The 20,182-nt window shown below is 56.5% G+C and carries 21 protein-coding genes; 8 read left to right on the top strand and 13 right to left on the bottom strand.

The window, feature by feature from the left end:
- Positions 1 to 4 precede the first annotated feature (4 nt).
- Together ACP5H1_RS01565 and ACP5H1_RS01560 are read left to right on the top strand one after the other, a co-directional pair.
- On the top strand, positions 5 to 964 hold the full coding sequence (locus tag ACP5H1_RS01565) for an ABC transporter ATP-binding protein (protein WP_427970945.1): 960 nt from the start codon (positions 5 to 7) through the stop codon (positions 962 to 964).
- Positions 965 to 1,039: 75 nt separating this feature from the next.
- On the top strand, positions 1,040 to 1,453 hold the full coding sequence (locus ACP5H1_RS01560) for a hypothetical protein (protein WP_427970943.1): 414 nt from the start codon (positions 1,040 to 1,042) through the stop codon (positions 1,451 to 1,453).
- On the opposite strand, the gene ACP5H1_RS01555 is transcribed toward ACP5H1_RS01560, so the two are convergent.
- The 10 genes from ACP5H1_RS01555 to ACP5H1_RS01510 form a co-directional block, all read right to left on the bottom strand.
- A complete protein-coding gene (locus tag ACP5H1_RS01555; protein WP_427970941.1) occupies positions 1,454 to 2,518 on the bottom strand; it encodes a DHH family phosphoesterase in 1,065 nt (354 codons plus the stop codon). It lies immediately after the preceding gene.
- Entirely contained in the window at positions 2,496 to 3,035 is a 540-nt protein-coding gene (locus ACP5H1_RS01550; protein ID WP_427970939.1) for an HIT family protein, read from the bottom strand. Before ACP5H1_RS01550 ends, ACP5H1_RS01555 begins: the two co-directional genes overlap by 23 nt.
- On the bottom strand, positions 3,036 to 3,680 hold the full coding sequence (locus ACP5H1_RS01545; protein WP_427970937.1) for a hypothetical protein: 645 nt from the start codon (positions 3,678 to 3,680) through the stop codon (positions 3,036 to 3,038). It lies immediately after the preceding gene.
- 4 nt (positions 3,681 to 3,684) lie between these two features.
- Entirely contained in the window at positions 3,685 to 4,743 is a 1,059-nt protein-coding gene (gene radA, locus ACP5H1_RS01540; RefSeq protein ID WP_427970935.1) for a DNA repair and recombination protein RadA, read from the bottom strand.
- An 87-nt stretch (positions 4,744 to 4,830) separates the two neighbouring features.
- Positions 4,831 to 6,078: an MgtC/SapB family protein gene (locus tag ACP5H1_RS01535; RefSeq protein ID WP_427971027.1), complete on the bottom strand. Its 1,248-nt coding sequence runs from the start codon at positions 6,076 to 6,078 to the stop codon at positions 4,831 to 4,833.
- Between the two features lie 54 nt (positions 6,079 to 6,132).
- Positions 6,133 to 7,284, bottom strand: a complete 1,152-nt coding sequence (locus tag ACP5H1_RS01530) for an alkaline phosphatase family protein (protein WP_427970933.1) — start codon at positions 7,282 to 7,284, stop codon at positions 6,133 to 6,135.
- A 70-nt stretch (positions 7,285 to 7,354) separates the two neighbouring features.
- Positions 7,355 to 8,812 carry an Asp-tRNA(Asn)/Glu-tRNA(Gln) amidotransferase subunit GatB gene (gatB, locus tag ACP5H1_RS01525; protein ID WP_427970930.1) on the bottom strand — a complete coding sequence of 486 codons (1,458 nt, stop codon included), beginning with the start codon at positions 8,810 to 8,812 and terminating at the stop codon, positions 7,355 to 7,357.
- Positions 8,809 to 10,248 (bottom strand): Asp-tRNA(Asn)/Glu-tRNA(Gln) amidotransferase subunit GatA, encoded by a 1,440-nt coding sequence (gene gatA, locus ACP5H1_RS01520; protein WP_427970928.1) that lies wholly within the window; start codon positions 10,246 to 10,248, stop codon positions 8,809 to 8,811. Before gatA ends, gatB begins: the two co-directional genes overlap by 4 nt.
- Positions 10,249 to 10,250: 2 nt before the next feature.
- Positions 10,251 to 10,556: a hypothetical protein gene (locus ACP5H1_RS01515; protein WP_427970926.1), complete on the bottom strand. Its 306-nt coding sequence runs from the start codon at positions 10,554 to 10,556 to the stop codon at positions 10,251 to 10,253.
- A gap of 41 nt (positions 10,557 to 10,597) precedes the next feature.
- Positions 10,598 to 11,656: a PhoU domain-containing protein gene (locus tag ACP5H1_RS01510; RefSeq protein ID WP_427970925.1), complete on the bottom strand. Its 1,059-nt coding sequence runs from the start codon at positions 11,654 to 11,656 to the stop codon at positions 10,598 to 10,600.
- A gap of 116 nt (positions 11,657 to 11,772) precedes the next feature.
- Here ACP5H1_RS01510 and ACP5H1_RS01505 point away from each other — a divergent pair, with 116 nt between their 5' ends.
- A complete protein-coding gene (locus ACP5H1_RS01505) occupies positions 11,773 to 12,393 on the top strand; it encodes a trimeric intracellular cation channel family protein (protein WP_427970923.1) in 621 nt (206 codons plus the stop codon).
- Here the strand turns inward: ACP5H1_RS01505 and ACP5H1_RS01500 are convergent.
- On the bottom strand, positions 12,371 to 13,936 hold the full coding sequence (locus tag ACP5H1_RS01500) for a radical SAM protein (protein WP_427970921.1): 1,566 nt from the start codon (positions 13,934 to 13,936) through the stop codon (positions 12,371 to 12,373). The genes ACP5H1_RS01505 and ACP5H1_RS01500 overlap by 23 nt on opposite strands.
- Before the next feature lie 226 nt (positions 13,937 to 14,162).
- Here ACP5H1_RS01500 and ACP5H1_RS01495 point away from each other — a divergent pair, with 226 nt between their 5' ends.
- On the top strand, positions 14,163 to 14,954 hold the full coding sequence (locus ACP5H1_RS01495; RefSeq protein WP_427970919.1) for an aldose 1-epimerase: 792 nt from the start codon (positions 14,163 to 14,165) through the stop codon (positions 14,952 to 14,954).
- Here ACP5H1_RS01495 and ACP5H1_RS01490 read toward each other — a convergent pair.
- Together ACP5H1_RS01490 and ACP5H1_RS01485 are read right to left on the bottom strand one after the other, a co-directional pair.
- The gene (locus ACP5H1_RS01490; protein WP_427970917.1) at positions 14,951 to 15,700 is read right to left on the bottom strand and encodes a CoA-transferase subunit beta; all 750 of its coding nucleotides are present in this window, start codon (positions 15,698 to 15,700) and stop codon (positions 14,951 to 14,953) included. The two genes, ACP5H1_RS01495 and ACP5H1_RS01490, sit on opposite strands and share 4 nt — an antisense overlap.
- Entirely contained in the window at positions 15,697 to 16,530 is an 834-nt protein-coding gene (locus tag ACP5H1_RS01485; protein WP_427971025.1) for a CoA transferase subunit A, read from the bottom strand. Before ACP5H1_RS01485 ends, ACP5H1_RS01490 begins: the two co-directional genes overlap by 4 nt.
- A gap of 114 nt (positions 16,531 to 16,644) precedes the next feature.
- Here ACP5H1_RS01485 and aspS point away from each other — a divergent pair, with 114 nt between their 5' ends.
- The 4 genes from aspS to ACP5H1_RS01465 all read left to right on the top strand — a co-directional run bounded on the left by aspS (position 16,645) and on the right by ACP5H1_RS01465 (position 20,140).
- Positions 16,645 to 17,973: an aspartate--tRNA(Asn) ligase gene (gene aspS / locus ACP5H1_RS01480; protein WP_427970915.1), complete on the top strand. Its 1,329-nt coding sequence runs from the start codon at positions 16,645 to 16,647 to the stop codon at positions 17,971 to 17,973.
- On the top strand, positions 17,973 to 18,548 hold the full coding sequence (locus tag ACP5H1_RS01475; RefSeq protein WP_427970913.1) for a DUF429 domain-containing protein: 576 nt from the start codon (positions 17,973 to 17,975) through the stop codon (positions 18,546 to 18,548). Before aspS ends, ACP5H1_RS01475 begins: the two co-directional genes overlap by 1 nt.
- A gap of 93 nt (positions 18,549 to 18,641) precedes the next feature.
- Complete coding sequence (locus ACP5H1_RS01470) at positions 18,642 to 19,703, top strand: phosphoesterase (RefSeq protein WP_427970911.1); 1,062 nt, start codon at positions 18,642 to 18,644, stop codon at positions 19,701 to 19,703.
- An 83-nt stretch (positions 19,704 to 19,786) separates the two neighbouring features.
- Entirely contained in the window at positions 19,787 to 20,140 is a 354-nt protein-coding gene (locus ACP5H1_RS01465) for a transcription factor S (RefSeq protein ID WP_427971023.1), read from the top strand.
- Positions 20,141 to 20,182: the final 42 nt, after the last annotated feature.

Below are 20,182 nucleotides of genomic sequence, written 5' to 3'. Positions count from 1 at the left end.
TAGCTTGCTGAGGAGCGCCAAGATGCTGTCCCTTACGGTCAAGTTCTACAGGGCCTACCTCATGAGGCGAGAGATAAGCATAGGCTTCGTTACAGCGCTGGCCGCCTTCATTCTCAGAGCCTATGCCTCAGGTTACCTTGTGCCGCTCTCGATAACCAACCTTGTAAACTACCTTCAGAGGGATGACGGCCTCGGGCTTAGAAGGGCCCTGTTTATGATGGCACTGGCCGCAGCCATCTACGGGGCCACGGAGTGGCTCTACAGGCCCTTCTGGGTATCGATAGTTAAGGGGATCTCCGAGATAAAGCTGAGGCTGCTCAATAGCCTCAGGAAGTCCGGCGACCCCTCAGACGTAATAGGAAGGGTTGCAAATGACGTTGACTTCGTGATGTGGAACGTAGGAGGCATATATACCACGTTCGTCCCTAACCTGCTCACAGCCGCCACCGCGGCGGTCACGGTGTGGGAGCTGTCGCCCTTCATAGGCGCGCTCACGGTAGCCGTTATGCCCCTCTCCCTGGCCATACTGGAGCCTTACCTTGCTGGGGTCGAGAGGGCCAGGAGCGTTGAGAGGAAGTACTACAGCGACATGATACACAGGATTGAGACCCTGCTGCGGGGCGAGTCGCCTGAGAGCGAGGTCCTGGGCTCCATCACCAAGTGGCAGCATGGCATGGTAAAACAGGTACACTACGACAGGGTGTTCTGGTCGCTCTCGCTGCTCTATGGGTATGGCCTCCCAGCGCTGATGGCGTTCGTTGGCGTTCAACAGGTCAGGTCAGGAAAGCTCAGCATCGGAGGCCTGACTGGCATGATCTACGCGCTCTATAACGTGTTCCCACCGCTCATAAATGCCATGTGGGGTCTCTGCATACTTGGGCAGAGCATGGTTCCTATAATGAGGATACTGGAGCTCTCCGGGAAGGGCGGTATGGCTGAGGCAGAAACATTAGTGGCAAAGTGACAGCGTTACTTATGCAGCCGCGCGGAGGGAGAGTTTTTATAGCCATTCCTTGTACAGAGCCGCTGGTGAGGCTATGTGCCAGTAGAGCTGTTAAGCGTTGATGACCTCGTTAAGGTGGCGCAGAAGGCGCTCGAGTGCAGGGTTAAGAGGGTAACGAGGGACGGCAAGGCAAAGATAAAGGTAAGGACCAAGAGGTACCTGTACACCTACAAGGTCGACCCCTCGCAGCTTAATGATGTGCTCTCAAAGCTCAACTGCAAGAAGGTAGTTGACGTAGATCAGGAGATAGCTGAGGCCAAGAAGAGGAAGGCTGAAGAGAGGGAGAAGGCAAAGGAGGAGAAGGCAAAGGCCCAGCAGGCGGCCGCCGCGCAGGAGGCGCAGTCAGCAGCCGCTGGTGGAACGCAGGAGGTGCAGGCCTCGCAGGGACAACAGGCGCAGGCCCAGCCTGCGGCAGCAGAGGAGAAGAAGGAAGGCTCTTCCCAGCAGTAATTACATGGAGTTACCCTGGCTGCCACCTGCATCCGCTGTTGACTTACAGGCCTCCGTTTCCACAGCAACTTCCAGGAGCCTTTGCGACACGTATTTGGCTATGTATTTCCTGCTTACCATACCCAGCAGCGCTACGTGAATGGGCAGAATGATTGAGGCTCCTGAAGCCCTCGGGTGGCCGCCTCCTCCGAGGCGCCTTGCAATTACCTGAACGTTGGCGACTCCCCTGCTCCTCAACGAAAGTGAGACCCTCCTGAAGCCCTTCCTCTTAATTAGCGCAGCGGCGTTCGCGTGAGCTCTTGAAACAAGCATTGATCCAAGTATGCTGTCTGACGGCAGGTCTGAGTCCCTCACCACAGATGCTATGACGCACCCGTTGCTGCTAGCAGAATAGCTGTTCCTTAGCTCAGCTGATGAGTTCGCCAGCTCCTCCTCCAAGTAACCTTCAAGTCTGGCCTGAAGCTCGTCATCCCATAAAACTCCGTTGAAAAACTTCTCCACCAGCTTCTCCTTCCACTGTCCATTACGGGTGTCGGGGGGCGAAGTTGAAGCCCTAAATAGCTTGGGAGCCAGAGGGTCGTCCCACCTCCATAGGTCCGCTGCACATACGGCCCTCTCAAGTCTATTCATGAAGTCGTCTACCTCAGCGCCATAAAGCTTAGAGGCGTACCTTATGACTACCCCTGCGCCGCACGTGCTCCTGTCAACGAAAAGCCTTGCCCCTAGCCTCTGCACAGCGCTAACGTCCTCCTCGGCCCAGACGTGATGATCGTACCACTCCACCTCAAGGTCCTTGACGGCGGCTGACCTAAGCCTATCTATAGCCCTGGGGGTCGATTGTGAGTTAAAGCCTATGTCCATGAAGGCCATGGTAGTGTGCGGCTCAAGGTAAGGCGTTAGGCGGTCTATAACTTGATCAACGTTGTACGGCTCTGCGAACAGTATCACAGCGTCCTGCGGCTTAACCCCTATTATCCTGAGGTAGGAGGCCGCGGCAGCCGCGCCGTCGAGGTCATTATGAGTTATTATAACTATCCTCCTGTCAGTCCTCGGCTGCAACTCCATACTTCCTCGCCGCCTTCTGCACCTCGGGTCTGAGCTTATCATAGGTGTCCTCCAGGGCCTGCGAGATGACCTTGGTGCCTCCGACCACTGTTATGTAATTAGCGTCCCCCTTCCACCTGGGCACCACGTGCACGTGTATGTGGCCTGGCACCCCAGCGCCCGCCACGTCCCCTATGTTTATGCCTATGTTGAACCCCTCAGGCCTGTAAACGGCCCTGATCGCCTCGACTGAGGCCTTAAGCAGCAGGCCTATCTCCCTCATCTCCTCCTCCGTGAGGTCCTCAACTGAAGCCACGTGTCTGTAGGGAGCTATCATCAGGTGGCCTGTGTTATAGGGGTACTTGTTAAGTATTATGAATGAGTACTTACCCTTGAAGAGCACCAGGGCGCTCCTCTCGTCCGGGTTCCTCGACGCCTCGCAGAGGAAGCACTCCTCCGACTTTCCAGCTATGGTTGAGATGTAGGTCATTCTCCAGGGAGCCCACAGTATGCTGTACCACGACTTAGGCCAGTCCATCTAAGGCACCCTGAACAACGTAAGCTCCAGGACTAGAGCCAGGGGCAGGGCAATTAAAATGAATGTAACGAACGGCATTCCGACCTGCAGGCGAACTTCGCCGCCCCCCTGACACGCCCTTGATATGGACTCCGAGGGCACCTCCTTAACAGCCGAGGCGCCCTCCGGGAACCACCACCTGACCCTGTGGGCCATGTCACAGGGCACTGACATGCTGAGGCCTCTCGCCCTTAGGCCCAGCTTAGCTGCCGTGGCCGCCGTGACGAGAGGCCTTGACACGAGCTCCATAGCTGCCGCCAAGAGTATCACCAGCAGCGAGGGGGGCATGAGGCTCCCCGGCGGAGGCGCCGGCAGCATTAAAGAGACTGCTAGGGACGCCCAGAGGTCGCCCGCCCCCATGAGTCCCATAGCCACCGAGGCCCCCACGGCCGCGGGCGCCGCCAGAGATTCAAGGTAGAACATTGTTAGAAGCCTGAAAGGGTAAATCTTAAGATATATCAGGAACGAGATCACGGCCACGACCTTGCCTCCCACGTACCATAGGTGCTCCGGCACTGACCTGTACAGGAAGTCAAGCACAGCGGGGGGCAGGGACACAACCGCAACCAGGGCCCAGGGCAGGAGCGAGAGGGAGGACCACTCCAAGAGGTCACTCCTCCTCAGCGTCGCGCACGCCATACTCTGTTATTGCAAATACGGTCTCGCCCTCAGGCAGGTGAGGCGCGTCGACTATCCTGGCTATCCTCTTGTTGTTCCTGCTCTTCTTGAGCTGAACCCTTATGCCAGGCGCGTGGGCAACTACGTTGCCTCCAACGGCCGCCGTGGGGTCCCCGTAGAACACGTCAGGCCTAGCCATTACCTGGTTCGTGACAACTACAGCCACGTCGTAGACCTCGGCGAGCCTCATGAGCTGGTGTAGGTGCCTGTTGAGCAGCTGCTGCCTTGCAGCTAGGTTCTCTCTTCCTGGGAACTCTGCCCTGAAGTGGCTCGTCAGCGAGTCGACCACCACTAGCCTAATGTTGTCCTTATCCAGCATGTCAAACAGCTGGTCAACTATCGCCATCTGGTGGTGGCTGTTTATCGCCCTTATCCAGTATATGTTATCCATGACCTTGTCAGGGTCGAGGCCGAGGCCTCTGGCCATCTGCTCTATCCTCTCCCACCTGAACGTTCCCTCAGTGTCTATGTACACAGCCTTTCCGTTGAGGCCTCCCTTGTCCTCAGGCAGCTGGACGTTCACGGAGAGCTGGTGGCAGATCTGAGTCTTGCCGGTGCCGAACTCCCCAAAGAACTCGGTTATCTGCTTAGTCTCTATGCCTCCGCCCAAGAGGTCGTCAAGCGCCTTGCTGCCAGTGGTTATCTTCCTTACGCTCATCCTCTCCTTCTTGAGCTCAAGGGCCGTCTTGAAGTGTATCTCAAGCGCCTGCCTCGCGGAGTCCACTATCTTCTGGGCCGTCTGCAGCGGTATCCCTGTGGCCTGGGCTATCTCCTGCGGCGTCGCCACCGCTATGGCCTCTATGGTGGCGTATCCGCTCTCCACAAGCTTCTCTGCAGTGGTAGGCCCCACGCCAGGCAGCTCCGTTATGTCCTTGGGCTTTTTAACTGCCTGACTCGCGTTAGCCTCGGACACTTTCGGTCTCCTCGGTACTTCTCTATAGAAACTAAGCCCTATATTTCCAAGTAAGGTCACCGCGTCGCTTGAAACCATTATATAGGGAAGCCTTAGTAATACCCCAATGGAGTTTACCCCTGAGCGGAGAGGGCCTTAGGCCCGCCGGAAGACGGTCAGTATCCTTTACGCAACACCGAGAAGATACATGAGGACCACTATGAAGCCTCCCAGGGCCGCGGAGCCCGCTATCACCAGCTTCCTGTAGCTCCAGCTGGACGATAGCAGTGAGAGGAACGCCTTCTCTATTACACCAGCGGTCAGCGAGAGCAGCGCCAGCTGGGCAGCCACCTTTAAGGTTATTATAGAGCGGTTGTAAAGGATTCCAACGGCTATTACGGCACCAAGGGCATTCCCGAGGGCGCTTGCGAATATTGTAATAGGTAACAGGCTTGGGAAGAGGACGCCTATGGCCTTGGCGACCGAAGTTATTATGAAGAGGAGCACGGCAAACTCCACTATCCTCAGTATCGGAAGCGGCGTTGAGGGAGGCTCTATGTTAGTTGGGCTCAGCTCCTTGAATCTAATTACCCCAAGGAGGGTTAGAGCTAAAGCTATGAGCATGGTCGGGACAGCCACTATGGCCGCGAGCTGCGCTGAGTAAGTTGTGAAGTATATGGCTGCCAGCACCTGTATGAGCGCGAGAGGCACGTTAGAGAGCAATGTGTTTAGGGCGAGCGACCTCGAGGCCTCCCGCCTCTCGTTGCTTAGCTGTATAAGGCTAAGCGTCACGGTAGTGCTTGATATGAGGCCACCTATTATTGTGAACGCCAGGAGCCCCCTCTTAGAGACCCTCAGGGTCACGTACTGGGCGAAGAATATTATGGCAACGACCACCACCGTGAACCAGAACTCGTACGGGTTGAAGATGCCGAGGGGACCTATGAACTTGTTTGGCAGCAGCGGCAGTATGACTAGTGATATCACCATGAGGTTCAGGAGCGCCAGCAGCTCCTCGCGCCTAATCCTCGATATAGCATTAAGGAGCTGGGTCTTGTAGAAGCTGAGTGCGGCCACAAGCACTGATATTACGGTGCCCTGAAGGTACATGCCCATGCCTACCAATATCCCTGAGGCGAACACGAGGAACATGCTGACATAAGTGGTCGCCCCGAAGCTTCTCGTGGCCCTGGCCCTCTCCACGTATATGGTGGCCGCTATCACCGTAATAGAAATGAAGGCGACTCCCAGGAGCAGGTAACCGGCTTTCTCATAGAGCAGCGCAAAAACGTAGCCTAACATTGAAGTGAAAATGGAGGTTCTCAGTCCCAGGAATATCCTTGAACCTGTTATCTTTCTGTACTCGTTGACGAGGCCTACTATTGCCCCCACCGCCACAGACATCAGCAGAGGCTCCAGCTCCGAGTAAGCCATAGCCACCTACTCTTTCACAGCTTTAGCCTTACAAGGGCTTTTAAAATGTGAAGGCTACTGCCAGACCACCAGAGGTATGTACATCTCTTCAGGCGTCATTCCGCTGTGGTTGCCCCTGAGCCTCAGGGCAGGGTCGTCGTCCCTGTAAGAGTAGTGGTACTTGGAGGCCGGGTCCGTCGCCACACCCAGGTAGTCGCCTATTATGTTGTCAGCTACAAAGCTGTCAACCCTGCCAAGTATGCCGCTCTCTATGACCTCCTGCTTGCTCATCACCTCGAGCTTATACTTGGACTTTAGCGTGTCCCTTATGTTCTCCCTGGTCCTGAACCAGACGGCCCTTGAGTCGCCGTAGGGAGGCACCTCAAGCGCCTTAAGTAACTCCTCGTCATTGTTAAACACATAGACGTTGTTCACAGTTACTTGACCGTGATCTGACAGCAGCAGGAACGTGTACCTGTCCTTGTACTTCTGGGCAAGCTCATCTAAGTGCGTCAGGGTGAGCCTGAGCTCCTCAAGTATTAGGTCCCTGTGCTGGCTCCTAAAGCCATAGCCGTGCCCTATGTGGTCGGGGTTATCATAGTATACATATATGAGGTCGTAGGGATCGCCCTCTAAAGCCTCCCTGAGGGAGGCTAACATCTCAAATGAGTTGGAGTGAGACTTTATCTTAGTTAGGCCCTCCTGAGGCCTGGTGTTCAAGTAAGCCCTGGTGAGCTCCCCGCTGGCGGCGCCGCTTGACATGAGCGCCAACACCTTGGCTGAGCTCTCGGCAAGCCACGGCTTGACGGGAAAGGCCCTCTGAAGCGGCATATAATCTATGGTACCAGACCCGCTCTCAGCCATATACGAGTACTTTATTCCATTTATCACGCCGCCGAGCCTTTTATTGAAGACCGTGTAGCCAACTAGGCCGTGCTCGCCCGGCGACTGGGCGGTCATTAAAGTGCTCAGGGCCGCGGCTGTTGTTGATGGGAACACCGTGGTCGCCCTAGTTGCAGAGCCTGACAGTTTGACTCCTGACTCCACGAAGAGGTCCCAGCTGAGCGCGTCAAGGTATATAAGTACCAGCCTCCTGCCGGTTATCTCAAAGCTCTTGCCTATACATTGCCTTTTGACGCCAAAGAACCCCGCAAGGCCGCATGAGACAGAGTACAGGTTGCTCTCAGCAGTATAATCTGGCCACACGAAGTCCTGCCTCTCCTCCATGCTTGCCTCCCGGCATCTTGTCCCGCAGCAAGGCTTTAACTTCTATGTATTAACCTTAACAATGGCGGCTTCAGTTGCCCCCGTCGTTACCTTGAAGTTGCCTTAGTTTCTCGAGTATGACGCTGCGCACAAGCTTAGGGTCAACGGCATAGCCCCTCCTCATCTTGAGCGCTGAGCCAACCAGGTAGTCAAGAGCCTCCTCCTTGCCACTTAGGTAGTCTTTAACTGCCTTCTTCTCCTTAGACAGGACAGCTGTAATTACCTCGCTCAGGTCGCTCGGCCTGGGAGGCAGCAGCTTCTCAATGGGCGTCCCAGGGTTTGTGGCCAGCAGCGGCAACGCGTTGTACTTAATCTCATCGTAGGTGTATTCGCCCCGACTGATGAGCTCGGCTAGAGAGGCTATGGTCTCAGGTGAAGGCCATGAGCTGTCCTCGTGTGGGTCCACGCCCTGCTTCTTCATGAGGCCTTTGAGGTCAACAGCTATCATTCTGGCGACTATAAGCGGGTCCGCCCCCCTCTCCACAGCGCTTAAGTAAACTGAGAGGGCTGGCCTGTAGAGCACCATGCTCCACGCCTGCCTCCTGGGAACTCCATGGGCCGTTATGACTTCCATGAATTTGGCGGGGTCCCTGAGCGTCAGCGGCCTGGCCTCCTCTATGAGCTCCTTCATGGGCACCGGGGGTATGTCTGGGTCTGGGAAGTACAGGTACTCCTCCTCAGTCTCCTTAGCCCTCTGCGGCTTAGTGACCCTTCTGACGGGGTCCCAGCCCCTCGTCTCCCTCTCTACGTGGCCCCCCTGGGAGACGAGCTTGCTCTCCCTGAACAGCTCATACCTTATGGCCCTCTCCAGGTCGAGGGTGCTCCCTATGTTCTTGATCTCCACCCTCTCGCCGCCCTCGACGCTGACGTTTGCATCAACCCTGAAGGCCCCGTCAAGGCGTGGGTTAGTGGCACCTATGTACTCCATGACAAGCAGCAGGTACTCCACGAACCTTCTTGCATCCCTGGGGCTCCTTAGCTCTGGCTCCGTGACGACCTCCACCAGGGGCACCCCGCTCCTGTTGTAGTCTATGTAGGCGTTCTCGCTCGACGTTATCGTGCCATCGTACTCAGTCCTGCCGGGGTCCTCCTCTACGTTTATCCTCCTTATTGTGACCTCGCGCCACTCGTCAGAGTCAGGGTCATAGTACCTGGCCCTGCCCCTGAGACATATGGGGGCGCCGCCACCGCCCTGGTACTGCGTTATCTGGTAGTTCTTGGGTAGGTCCGGGTAGAAGTAGTGCTTCCTCGTGAATATCATTGCTGGCGGCATCTCACAGTTCATTAGCATGGAGAGGGCTGCGGCAAACCTGAGCGGCTGCCTCTTTGGCACAGGTAAGGCGCCGGGGAGGCCCATGCACACCGGGCACACGTTGGTGTTCGGCGCCATGCCCCTGTAGTTTGAGCTGCAGTCGCAGAACAGCTTGGTTCCGGCCTCGGTGAGCTGCAAGTGTATCTCAAGGCCTATCCTGAAGGGCAGGTAGCTCATGCCATCGCACCTCCGAGCCCCGTAACACTTTCAGCGAGCTCGCCCAGGGCGACCAGCTTGGCCTCCTCAAGAGGGCCTGCCATGAACTGCACGCCAACAGGCAGGTCATTGTAGAAGCCTGCAGGCATGGCAAGGGAGGGAACTCCGGCCAGGTTAGCGATTACCGTGTAGACGTCGAGGGCGTACAGCTTGAGCGGGTCCGTTATCCTTTCGCCTATCCTGGGCGGCAGCGTTGGGCTCACGGAGCCCGCAACTACGCAGCCCCTGGTAAGTCTTAGAACCTCGTCCCTCAACAGCCTCCTGCCCTTGGCCGCTGCCACGTAGAACTCGTCGCGGTAGCCCTCGCTCAGGGCCATAACTCCCAGCACTATCCTCCTCTTGACCTCCCTGCCGAAGCCCCTGGCGCGGGTGGCGGTTACCGTCTCCGTGTAGTTGGGCCTCAGCTCGGCGAAGGGGTAAAGCTTGCCGTCATACCTGGCCAGGTTGCTCGCGGCCTCAGCCAGGGCTATTGTATAGTATATGGGCAGCGCGTCGGCAGCCGAGGGAAGAGATACGTCATAGTTTACCTCGACGCCCTCCGACTGCAGCTTGTCAAGGAGCTTAGTTATGGTTCCTCTCACGGGGGCGTCAGAACCGTCTATCATCTCGTGGGGAACACATATGCGAAAGTCCCTGGGGTCTGGCGAAGGCGTGGAGCTTAAGCTGATCCTGTCAATTGCTAGGCTGGTGGCGTCGCGAGGGTCGTGGCCCGCTATCACTTCCAGGAGCAACGCGACGTCCCTCACGGACCTGGCCATAGGGCTTATCTGCTCCAGGCTGTTGGCATACGGTATGAGTCCGTACCTGCTCACGAGGCCATACGTCGGCTTAAGTCCCACAGTGCCAGTGTAAGCAGCAGGGAGCCTGACAGAGCCCCCAGTGTCACTTCCCAGGGCCAGGTCGGCGCCGCCATAGGCCAGCACCGCGGCGGAGCCGCCACTGCTTCCCCCTGGCACCCTGTCGAGGTCCCAGGGGTTACGCGTTGGCCAGAAGCCGCTGAGCTCCGTGGTGCTGCCCATCGCGAACTCGTCCATGTTGGTCTTTCCTATTATTATAGCTCCCGCCTCCAGGAGTCTCTCGATAACTGTTGCATTAAATGGCGGCACGTACCCCGAGAGGATCCTTGAGCCTGCAGTGGTGGGCGCGAAGCTTGTTGAGATGTTGTCTTTAACTGCAACAACTAAGCCTGCAAGTGGGAGCTTGCGGCCCTCTCTGAGCTCCCTCTCAACGTCCTTTGCCCTTTTTATCACTAAATCCCTGTCAAGAAGAGTTATGAAGCCCTTGACTTTTGGCTCCCACCTCTCTATAGCTTCATATACCTCCATCACGTGCTCCTCTGGCGTCTTGGAGCCCGAGAGCATCTCCGAGAGCACAGAAGCGGCGGTCCTTGTCCTCATCGTTACCCGCCCCTCCACGGCACCCTGACCATGCCATCCTTAAGGCGATCCTTAGGAAGCCACGCTATTGTGATGCGCCTTTCTGCCACCTGCTGAGGCGGCGACAGGGTCTCATCCCAAACATTATAGAGGGGCTCCACCCTGCAGTCCCTGTACTTCGAAACCTTTGAAAGCAGCGACCTGATGTTACTTACATCAACGCAGAGCTGTTGAAGTTCGTCCTCTTCAAAGGAAAGCCTGGAGAGCCTCAGAAGGCGCAGAAGCTCCTCAAGCTCCTCCCTCGAACATTCCCCAAAGGGAACCTGCACCCCCGCACAACTCAAAGACAAGGGCGTTTTATTCTTTTCTTTCAGGCCGCGAACGCCCTTCTGTTCTCAAGGCTCCTTAGGGCGTTCAGGCCCATCATGGCCTCGAGCAGGTCTATTGTCTGCGCCACTATCCTCCTGGCGCCGTCGAATATCGGGTAGCACTCGTTGGCGCAGCCAGAGGCCCTGGCCTTTGAGTAGAGCTCCGCCACCCACACCGCCTCCCTGTGAAGGGACTCATACATGAGGAGTATCTGCTCCTGCGAGAGCGTGTTTATAAGGTCTATGGAGCTGAGGACGCTCAGCTTCACCTTGTCGAAGAGCTGCCTTATCTCGGGGGTCAGCTGGCCGTTATAGTCAAGGAGCCACTGGGCTATTGAGACTACTTGGTCAGCTATACGCTCAAGGCTTTTGACCATCGTGTAGAGGTTTATAGCCTCGGCCAGCGCGTTCATGCCAAGCTCCTTGGGGCTCATCAGGCCCTGGAGCGCTAGGTTCAGCTGTTTGAATATGTAGAGGTAGAGCTTATCTACTATATCGTCGCGCCTTATCATTGCATCAAGGAGGTCCCTCTGCTTTAAGCCCTCAATCACGTCCGAGAGGTCCGTTATCATGGACTTCACTACCCTTATCATGTTCTCCACTGCGGTGTGGGCCGATATGGAGGTGAGGTCCACCACGGTCTTCAAGGTCAGCTGATCGTTGGACTCCTCCAGCAGTTCAAGGCCTATAGTCTTGGTTCTCACGAAGTTAGCTATTCTTTCAGCGGCCTCGGCCATCTGGGTGTCGAACTTTATATTTATGGTGTCGTAGCCCGCTAGGTAAGCTGATATTATCTGCATGGACAGCACCGCGTCGCTCAGGTTAGGTCTCAGCAATACTTCAGTAACCCTCTCAACGCTCCTTGAGGCAGAATTTGGCGACCTAAGCCTTATCCACCCCTCTGGGTTTAGCTCGAGGAGAACCTCTGAGCCCTTGTCTATATTGAGCGCTTTAGCCCACTCTTTAGGAAGAGAGACTATATAGGTCGAGCCGCCAGTTATCTGGACCTTTCTCTTGACAATGAAGGAGCTGGCCCCCCCTTCCTCGTCCTGTCCCTGCAACTCTTAGTCCCTATATAACTTATATGCCTAAACGAAGGGTTAAATATAGCACCTGAGACCATTGGGCAAGTTAAATCTGAAAAGCGCGCCTTCTGCGCCTTTAAAGGCGACGCGGCATGGTCTCGCTGCTCGGGCTGCTTAACTATATAGGCATAGTGAGCTTCTCGGCCTCCGGCGCCCTTAAGGGCGTCAGGAAGGGCCTGGACATATTTGGCGTCGCGGTGCTTGGGCTCGTAACCAGTTACGCCGGCGGAATAATTGCCGAGGTACTCCTGGGCATGGTACCCCCTCTCGTGCTTAAGGACCCCTTCGACCTGTTAATGTCAATAGCTGTCTCCATAGGCGTCTTCTACTTCTGGAGAGCTTTGCAGAGGCCTTCAACTGCAAAGGCCCTCTTCGTCGCTGACGCAATAGGCCTCGCGGACTTTGCCGTCTTTGGGGCCTACTTGGCCACCTCGAGGGGGTTAAACGTAGTGGCCGTTGCCATAATTGCAACCTTGGTGGGCACGGGCGGCGGGGCGCTCAGGGACGTGCTGGTGGGGGAGATCCCCATGGTGCTCAGGAGGGAGATCTACGCCACCGCTGCCGCTGCTGGAGGCGTGGTCTACTACCTTGCGCAGGAGCTCTCCAAGGTATATGCATCGGCCTTTGGGCTTGCGACTGTGCTGGCCTTAAGGCTCGTCTCCTACGAGCTAGGCCTCGAGCTTCCCAGGGCTAACCAGGCTCAGTCTGTGTGACGCTTCCCTCCACGGCCCTCGCCGAGTGAACCCTCTCAACCCTAACAGCATCTATGTACTGTAGCCTCGGGTAGCTTCCCCTTATCATAACCATGAGCGGGTAGCTGCCGACCTGCCTCGCGTAGCAGTAGCCCAGCTCGCACTCCTCGACCCAGAGGCTCTTCATGATGGTGTCCTTCGGCGCTACCCAGGACAGCTCCGTCCTGTCAAAGACGTGCCTAACGAAGTAAGTGAAGGACTTGGCCTCGGCCTCGAGCTTTCCGCTTATCCCCCACCTCATGTTATAGACCCTCGTGGTAGGCAGCGCCAGTATCTTCCTCACGTTGACCCTTCTGACGAGCAGCTTCCTTCTCAGGATCTCCTCGAGGAACTCCCTGTTAAGCCTATAGCTCTCCCTCCTCTCGCCGGGCAGGCCCAGGATGAAGTTTATGCCTGGAAGCAGCTCAGGAAGCCCGTTGTAACCCCTTGACGCCCCCACCCTGTTTATTATCTCTATGGCCTTCAAGGCCTCGTCAGCGGTCACCTTTAAGTTGTTGAGCTTAACTACCTGAGGATCAACGCTCTCGACGCCTAGGGCCGCCACGTCCCCAGGCGTGTGGTACTTAACTATTACCTTGAGGGCCTCGGTCGACTCCTCCGGATACCTGGCTATGGTGCCTGGGTTAACGTTGTCTATGTGAAGTACCTCAAGGTTAGGGGCCTCCGTGCGAATACCATGGAAGAGCCTCTCAAGCTCCTGCGGCGAGGGCCTCGGCCACTCCTCAGAGCCCAGCTGGCTTGAGTTGTAGACCAATATGTCAGCCTGCCTCCCTAACCTGAAGTTTCTGACGCCTACCTCGTAAAGCGCTCTTACCTCCTCAACTATTGCCATGGGATCCCTGGCTATTGGTCTACCCCTGAGGGGCTCAACGCAGAATGAGCAGCCGCCGCTGACCCACCTGGCGCAGCCCCTGTAGGTCTCTATCTCGGCTATGAGGTTCTTGCCGAAGTTAGGGTGAAACCTCACTATGCTAGCGCCGAGGACCGCGAACCTGTTAACCTTACTATAGTCCTCCCTGATGGCCCTCGGCGACGCGGCCTCCTCGCCGTACTTAACAAGGTCATAGACGTACTCCTCCGGGTCGCCTGTGACGAGAACATCAAAGCCGTGAGCCTTAAAGAACGAAGGAGGGTAGCCCGCTGAGCCGCCCTCGGGCCCCATGCCCCACCTCGCGGCTGGGCCCACCAGGACCTTGAGCGGGCCCTCAAGCGACGAGGCTATGGAGGCCAGCTCCTCAGCAGTTGCAGGCCTGCCGCCTATGTACTTTCCTGGAACTACAACGCCAGCTATGAATATTATGGCCTCATAAAGCCTCAGCAGCTGAGCCGGGTTGGGCCTCTTCCTCAGCTCATCAATTGTTATGTAGTGAGCCTTGGCGGCCTTATCGACGTCAAACACCGCCCCAGCCATGTACCTGGCATACACGTCTATGTACGGAGGTACCCCCAGGCCGCCTGGCTCATCGTTGTAACCGTCTACTATCAGCAGTTTCCTCGGCCTCACGACCCGCGGCCTCTCTGCCTGCGCAAAAGCCAAACCTTTTGAAGGCTTTTAGCTAAAACCTACGGCGTCGGGAACCCTGAGCCCCTCAGCACCGCTAAGTCGGGTAAGTTCTCCTCATCCGCCACCCCTAACAAGGACCCAGGACCTTATTTACACTTAGCCCACCGCACGATCATTCTTAGCTTTAAAATGACCTGTTTTAACCACCTTCCTTGGGTGAAAGTCGTTGATAAGGCTTCAGAGTGGCGGTGACGAGGCAGTCATACACGAAAAAGGCGCCTACCTGGCAGCTCTTAGGCACAGTGGAAGGGCTGTAATAACGGAAGGGGACCCATCCACACCAACAAAGGCAGGCATGGCCTTCCTTGCACCGTTCGCCAATAGAGTCAAGGGCGCAACTTACGTCTTTGACGGAATTGTATACAGCCTGCCCCGCAACAGCGAAGGGAACGCCATTCATGGCCTGCTTCTTGACAGGGAGTTCAAGGTCATCAGCTCATCTGCGGACTCTGTGACCCTTGAGACCGTGCTCTCTCACCCAGGCTACCCTTCACAGCTCAGCGTACAGGTCACGTATTCCATAAGCGAAGGCCTCCTGACGGCCGAGGCCGTGATCAGGAACCTAGGGCCCAGGACGGCGCCCTTAGTCGTGGGTTGGCACCCCTACTTCGCCGTCGGCAACCTGCCGTGGAGGGTGGAGGCGGAGGCCTTTAGGTGTGAGGCCGTTGACAAGATACCAACGGGAAAACTCTACTATTACGTGTTTGGCGATGATGGTGAATACGACGACTGCTTCCTCGTTCCCTCAGGCCTAGTCAAGCTCATAGTCAACGGCAGGGAGGCCGTCAGGGTAGTAAGCGACAGCATGAGGTATTTCCAGATATACACTGGGATCAAGGGCTCCGTGGCCATAGAGCCCATGAGTGGAGCCCCTGACGCTTACCATAATCGCATGGGCCTCACCGTCATTGAGCCCTCCCAATCAGTTAGAGCTGGCTTCAAAGCGTACTACAGTTAGCCGTAGCCCTCCTCATACCTTAGCCCGCCAGGGTCCGCCTCTGAGATGACCCTCAGCTCCTCCTCGCCGAGAGGGGGTATCACCCCGACCTTGTCAGGCACCTTTATTCTCATTGACGCAGACTTCAGGACGTCGTCCACCGTGAAGCCGTACAGCAGGGACCTGAGCACGGGTCCCTCCCGGGTGAACTCTATGAGGGCCCTGTTAGTGCACAGGTAAAGCGGCAGCCCCCTCCTGAGCCTCTCCTCGCCGCTCCCCGTGACGAAGTCAACCCTATGAACCAGTACCCTGGGCTCATGCCTTGCCCACACAACTATTTTCCTAACCAGGGGGAACAGATATGCGGCCGCCGCGCCCCCTGGGAGCTTTACCCTGGGCCTCTCGTAGCTGCCTATTACCGTCAAGTTTATGTTCCCGCCCTCGTCCACCTGGGCCGCGCCAAAGAACATCAGGTCCATCCTTCCCTTGGCAGCTATGTCAAAAGAGTCTATAGTGGTGAAGAACCCCACTGGGTCGGGCTCCATGGAGGGGTCGCCGGTGGAGGGCCTCACTGCAACCCTAGCGGGGTCAGGCATAAAGGACTCGCCCACGCTGTGCCATACGAAGTCCCTCTTAAGGTACCTGGCAGCATATACCATGGCAAGAGTTGGAAGTATGCTGTCCAAGCCGTGATATATGTAGTCACCGTTGCATATAAAGCTCGCCATACATTTTATCATAAGGTCTGTTGGCCTACTCGACATCATTGCCACCTCCTCAATAGGTTGTCCTTGATCCAGCTCGCTGCTAATCCCTGTTTGGCGGCTTTGTAGTAGGCCTCTATGGCCTCATAATCAGGCTCGTAGAGCCCATAGACTCCCGTGGGCCACGCACCCTCAGGAGCCCTAACCACGGCTGAGACGTACAGCGAAGTCGCTGAGAGCGTCAGGCCCAGGTCCCTGGTTAGCTTCCTAAGCTCCTCGCTGCTGACCACCTTCTCAGCAGATAGTATAACCCTCTTGGCGGCCCTTATCTTTAGCTCGTCCTCAAACCGTGGCCCCATTATCACCGCGTTGCCGTACTCATCACTCACGTGAACGTGAACCAACGCGACATCGGGCTCTATGGCCCTTACCGCGACTAGCTTCTCCCCAGTAAATGGGTCCTCTATGACCTTCCACGTGCCAGCCGCTTCATGTATTTTGAGCAGGTCAGAGCCCACGATGCCCCTTGCTGGCATGAATGGGACCCCCTGAGCGCCGGCCCTGAGGCCGGCTATCACGGCCCCGCAGGTGTCCTCCAGGTAGCTTATGGCTCCCTCCTCAGCTTTCCTCCTCACCGTAGGCGCCAGGCCGTAATGCTCGAAGGTGGCCATAGCGGCCCTAACCCTGTTAACAGCGCCTGAGGCCACCATAATATCGAGGCCAAGGCCTGGCTCCCTGTCGACGAACGAGAGGCCCCTTATGCCAGCCCTTATTATTGCAGATATTAATGCCATTGGGTTTCTAAAGAACGTCATGCCGCTTATGGTGACCTCGTCGTTGTCCCTTACTAGGCCAGCGGCCTCGCTTAGGCTGACAAGCTTCGTTGACGGCATAAGTCCCACAGATATTTTATTAATAGTCCTACATTTTTAACCTTAAAAATGCAGAGCGTATGATCCCTATCAAGCTTAAAATTATGCTCACCGGCATGCGACGCGGGGGCCAGCGTGCTAAAGGACAGCTTCATTTCCCAGGTATACGACAGGGCTAACAGCCTGCTAGGCCAGAAGATCAGAGTGTGCGGGTGGGTCGACAACATAAGGGACCTGGGCGGCGTCAGGTTCGTGCTACTCAGGGACAGGAGCGGCGTCCTTCAGGTCGTTATAAAGAAAGGCGTGACCCCCGAGACCGCCATAGAGGCCTCTAAGGAGCTTGTCAAGGAAACCGTGGCCTGCTTTGAGGGCACTCTTGTTGAAAGCAAGAGCAAGCTGAAGTACGAGCTGCAGGCCTCAGACGTTCAGGTCCTCTCAAAGCCTGTGGAGCCCATACCCCTTGAACCGGCCACGAGCACCGAGGCCCAGCTCAACGTGAGGCTCGACTACAGGTGGCTCGACGTCAGGAACCTTAAGGTGTCAGCCATCTTCCAGTTTGAATCATGGGTAGCCAACAAGTTCAGGGAGTTCTTCAGGCAGAACGGCTTCGTCGAGGTGTTCACGCCTAAGATAGTGGCAACCGGCACCGAGGGTGGAGCCGAGGTCTTCCCCGTGATATACTTTGGCAGGGAGGCTTACCTGGCCCAGAGCCCCCAGTTCTACAAGCAGATGGCGGTCATAGCAGGCCTTGAGAGGGTCTTCGAGGTGGGCCCCGTCTTCAGGGCCGAGGCCCACCACACCGTGAAGCACCTAACGGAGTTTCATGGACTTGACATAGAGATGGGCTTCATAGAGGGGCCAGAGGATGTAATGAACATGCTTGAGTCCTTCTTCAGGTACCTCGCTAAGGAGGCAGAGGCTGACGACTCCATTAAGACTGTCCGCAACTACTTTGACCTGACGCTCAGGGTGCCGTCCAAGGTACCCCGTATAACCACAAGGGAGGCGTACGAGGTCCTCAAAGAGAGGTACAACCACCAGCTGCCCTACATGGAGGACCTTGACCCCCAGGCAGAGCGTGAGCTCGGCGACTACGCCCTTAAGGAGTACGACAGCGACTTCATCTTCGTCACCGAGTACCCGTGGAAGGTCAGGCCCTTCTACACTATGAGGAAGCCCCAGGAGCCGGAGTGGACGCTGGGCTTCGACCTCCTCTTCAGGGGCCTTGAGATAGCCACTGGCAGCCAGAGGGAGCACAGGTATGACCAGCTGCTCGCAAACCTCAGGGACAAGGGCTTGAACTCTGAGAGGTTCCAGTTCTACTTGAACTTCTTCAAGTACGGGGCGCCTCCTCATGGTGGGGCAGGCCTTGGGCTGGAGAGGATAGTCAAACAGTTCCTTAACCTCGAGAACGTGAGGGAGGCCAGGCTGCTCCCAAGGGACCCAGAGAGGCTAACGCCCTGATGCCGTCCTTTGTTGGCATAGACCTGGCGGCCAGCCCGAAAAGGGTGACGGGGCTGGCCGTTGTAAGGGGCCGAAGCGTCTCTACTAAAAGCACTCACACCGACGAGGAGATCTTGAACTTCATAGTGGCTGAGTTCCCTGAAGTTGTGGCCCTGGACTCACCGCTTAGCCTTGGAAGAGGACCCTTTAGGGACTTTGAGCTAGCAGCCGTGTCAAAGGGCTTCAGGCTGCTCCCCCTAACGATGCGCTCTATGAGGTCGCTTGCCATCAGGGGCATGAGGATAGCCCACGCCTTATCTAGCCTTGGTATTAAAGTTATAGAGACCCACCCTACCAGCGCGGTTAAGTCAAGCGGCTGCGCTGACGTGCATGATATTATAAGAAGCCTTGACCTTGAGGTTGTTCCGGGGTCCATGTCTAACAGGCATGAGGTTGACGCCGCAGTGGCCGCCCTGGCTGCCATGTGCTACTCGGCCCGGACCTACTACAGCTTCAAGGGACTTGAGGGGGAGTTAGTCCTGCTGCCTGAGGGGCTCTGCAAAGGAGCGTGTGATTCTGTAAGGCCCAGGCTTTAACTCTTTAAAGCGATAACAATTAAAAACGCTTTTCATTGCTGGACATGTAAAGTGAGCTGGGGCTCCGCCGGGGCAGGAGGTTTTAGAGTCACAATGAGCGGACAATGCCCTAAGATACTGATAGTTGGTGACTGGGACGCAGATGGGATCATCGCGTCAGCTGAGATGGTCTATGCCAACGAGGTTGCGAAGGCCTTTCCCATAAAGGGTAACAAGTGCCCGGCAGAGCTCCGGCCCGCGAGCCCAAGGACTATGTCTGAGGCCTTTAAGGGAGGCTGCTGGGACTACGTTATAATATTGGACATACCGTTCACTCAGGAGGTGGAGGCGTCCTTAGATCAGCTGACGGCGAGCGGCTGCAGGCCCAAGATCTACTACTTTGACCACCACAAGGTAACCATAGAGAAGAGCACATATATAGAGGGCAAGTACTCGGCCGTTACATTCATAGGGCTCTCGCCCACCTCAGTGCTGGTAAAGGTCTTCCTGGAATCGCTCGGCGTCAAGCTGACTCCAAGGCTTAAGGACCTAGTGTCGAGCGCGGCGGTGCTTGAGGGGGGCGGCTGGCTGAGCAGGAACAACAGAAGCGCAACTGAAGGCATGGTAAAGCTGGCGGCCTCCATATCTAAGGCGATAAACCAGTCTAAGGACCCTGAGCTCTGGAGAAAGTACGTGCAGTGGGCCTCAAGCGTGCTGCCCTTCGACGTCTCGGTAGTGCCTTCGGCCAAGGATTATGAGAACCTAGTGTCAAAGGGTCTCGAGGTCTCCGAGAGAAGTGACAGGGAAATAAAGGAGGTGGCCACGGGGCTGGCAATGACGGCTAAGGCCGTGGGCTTCCTGAAGCTGGTCGATGCCAGGGGCAAGTGGAACAAGAGCGGGGCCTCGGCGTTAGCTTCAGCCCTTTATAAGATCACCAGAGGTACCGTGGCCCTCCTTGTTTCAAAGGGTGACGACACGGAGCTCCTAATAATAAGGAGCGGCCACGGGGAGGCCATGAGGATAGCTGAGGAGCTCTTCAAGCAGGGTGTAATAGAGGACCTGGGAGGCCATGAGAACATAGCGTCCGGAAGGGTGAAGAAGGGCATCAGTGACAAGGAGCTCGAGGATGCCATTAGAAGGGCCTCACTGGCAGCTTTTAGGTTCGGCGGCCAGTAACCGCCAAGAGCCGTGTTAACCTATTTAACTTGTAATTTATACCTCTGCCAGAGGCTGACGGGGTAGGAAGCATGGCACAGCAGATGAAGTTCTGTCCAAGGTGTGGCACGCTAATGAGGCCAAAGTCCATTAACGGCAAGTTAGTGTTCGTTTGCCCCAAGTGCGGCTATGAGGAGGAGGCGCCCAGCAAGGCGCGCGTTGCCACCCCGCTCAGCTTCACTGAGAGGGTTGCCCACACGCCTAAGGAGAGGATAATAGTAGTCGACGCAAACGCACCACCGCCCACGGCGCAGGTTCTTAAGGGCAGCGTCAGGTGCCCCAGGTGTGGCAACGACGAAGTGCTGGCGTGGATGATGCAGACCAGGGCCGCGGATGAGCCGCCCACCAGGTTCTACAGGTGCACCAAGTGCGGCTACACGTGGCGTGAGTACGCCTAAGCCATAAGTGACCCCGCCGGGCAGCTGCTTAGGTTAATATAT

The sequence above is a fragment of the Acidilobus sp. genome, assembly GCF_049973875.1.
Lineage (GTDB): Archaea > Thermoproteota > Thermoprotei_A > Sulfolobales > Acidilobaceae > Acidilobus.
This window is presented reverse-complemented; position numbering and strand designations above follow the sequence as displayed.

Coding starts and splice junctions, on each gene's coding strand:
- ACP5H1_RS01555 (WP_427970941.1), bottom strand. CDS start 2,518: ATGGAGTTGCAGCCGAGGACTGACAGGAGGATAGTTATAATAACTCAT.
- ACP5H1_RS01550 (WP_427970939.1), bottom strand. CDS start 3,035: ATGGACTGGCCTAAGTCGTGGTACAGCATACTGTGGGCTCCCTGGAGA.
- radA (WP_427970935.1), bottom strand. CDS start 4,743: ATGGTTTCAAGCGACGCGGTGACCTTACTTGGAAATATAGGGCTTAGT.
- ACP5H1_RS01535 (WP_427971027.1), bottom strand. CDS start 6,078: ATGGCTTACTCGGAGCTGGAGCCTCTGCTGATGTCTGTGGCGGTGGGG.
- ACP5H1_RS01530 (WP_427970933.1), bottom strand. CDS start 7,284: ATGGAGGAGAGGCAGGACTTCGTGTGGCCAGATTATACTGCTGAGAGC.
- gatB (WP_427970930.1), bottom strand. CDS start 8,812: ATGAGCTACCTGCCCTTCAGGATAGGCCTTGAGATACACTTGCAGCTC.
- gatA (WP_427970928.1), bottom strand. CDS start 10,248: ATGAGGACAAGGACCGCCGCTTCTGTGCTCTCGGAGATGCTCTCGGGC.
- ACP5H1_RS01505 (WP_427970923.1), top strand. CDS start 11,773: ATGGTCTCGCTGCTCGGGCTGCTTAACTATATAGGCATAGTGAGCTTC.
- ACP5H1_RS01490 (WP_427970917.1), bottom strand. CDS start 15,700: ATGATGTCGAGTAGGCCAACAGACCTTATGATAAAATGTATGGCGAGC.
- ACP5H1_RS01485 (WP_427971025.1), bottom strand. CDS start 16,530: ATGCCGTCAACGAAGCTTGTCAGCCTAAGCGAGGCCGCTGGCCTAGTA.
- ACP5H1_RS01475 (WP_427970913.1), top strand. CDS start 17,973: ATGCCGTCCTTTGTTGGCATAGACCTGGCGGCCAGCCCGAAAAGGGTG.
- ACP5H1_RS01470 (WP_427970911.1), top strand. CDS start 18,642: ATGAGCGGACAATGCCCTAAGATACTGATAGTTGGTGACTGGGACGCA.
- ACP5H1_RS01465 (WP_427971023.1), top strand. CDS start 19,787: ATGAAGTTCTGTCCAAGGTGTGGCACGCTAATGAGGCCAAAGTCCATT.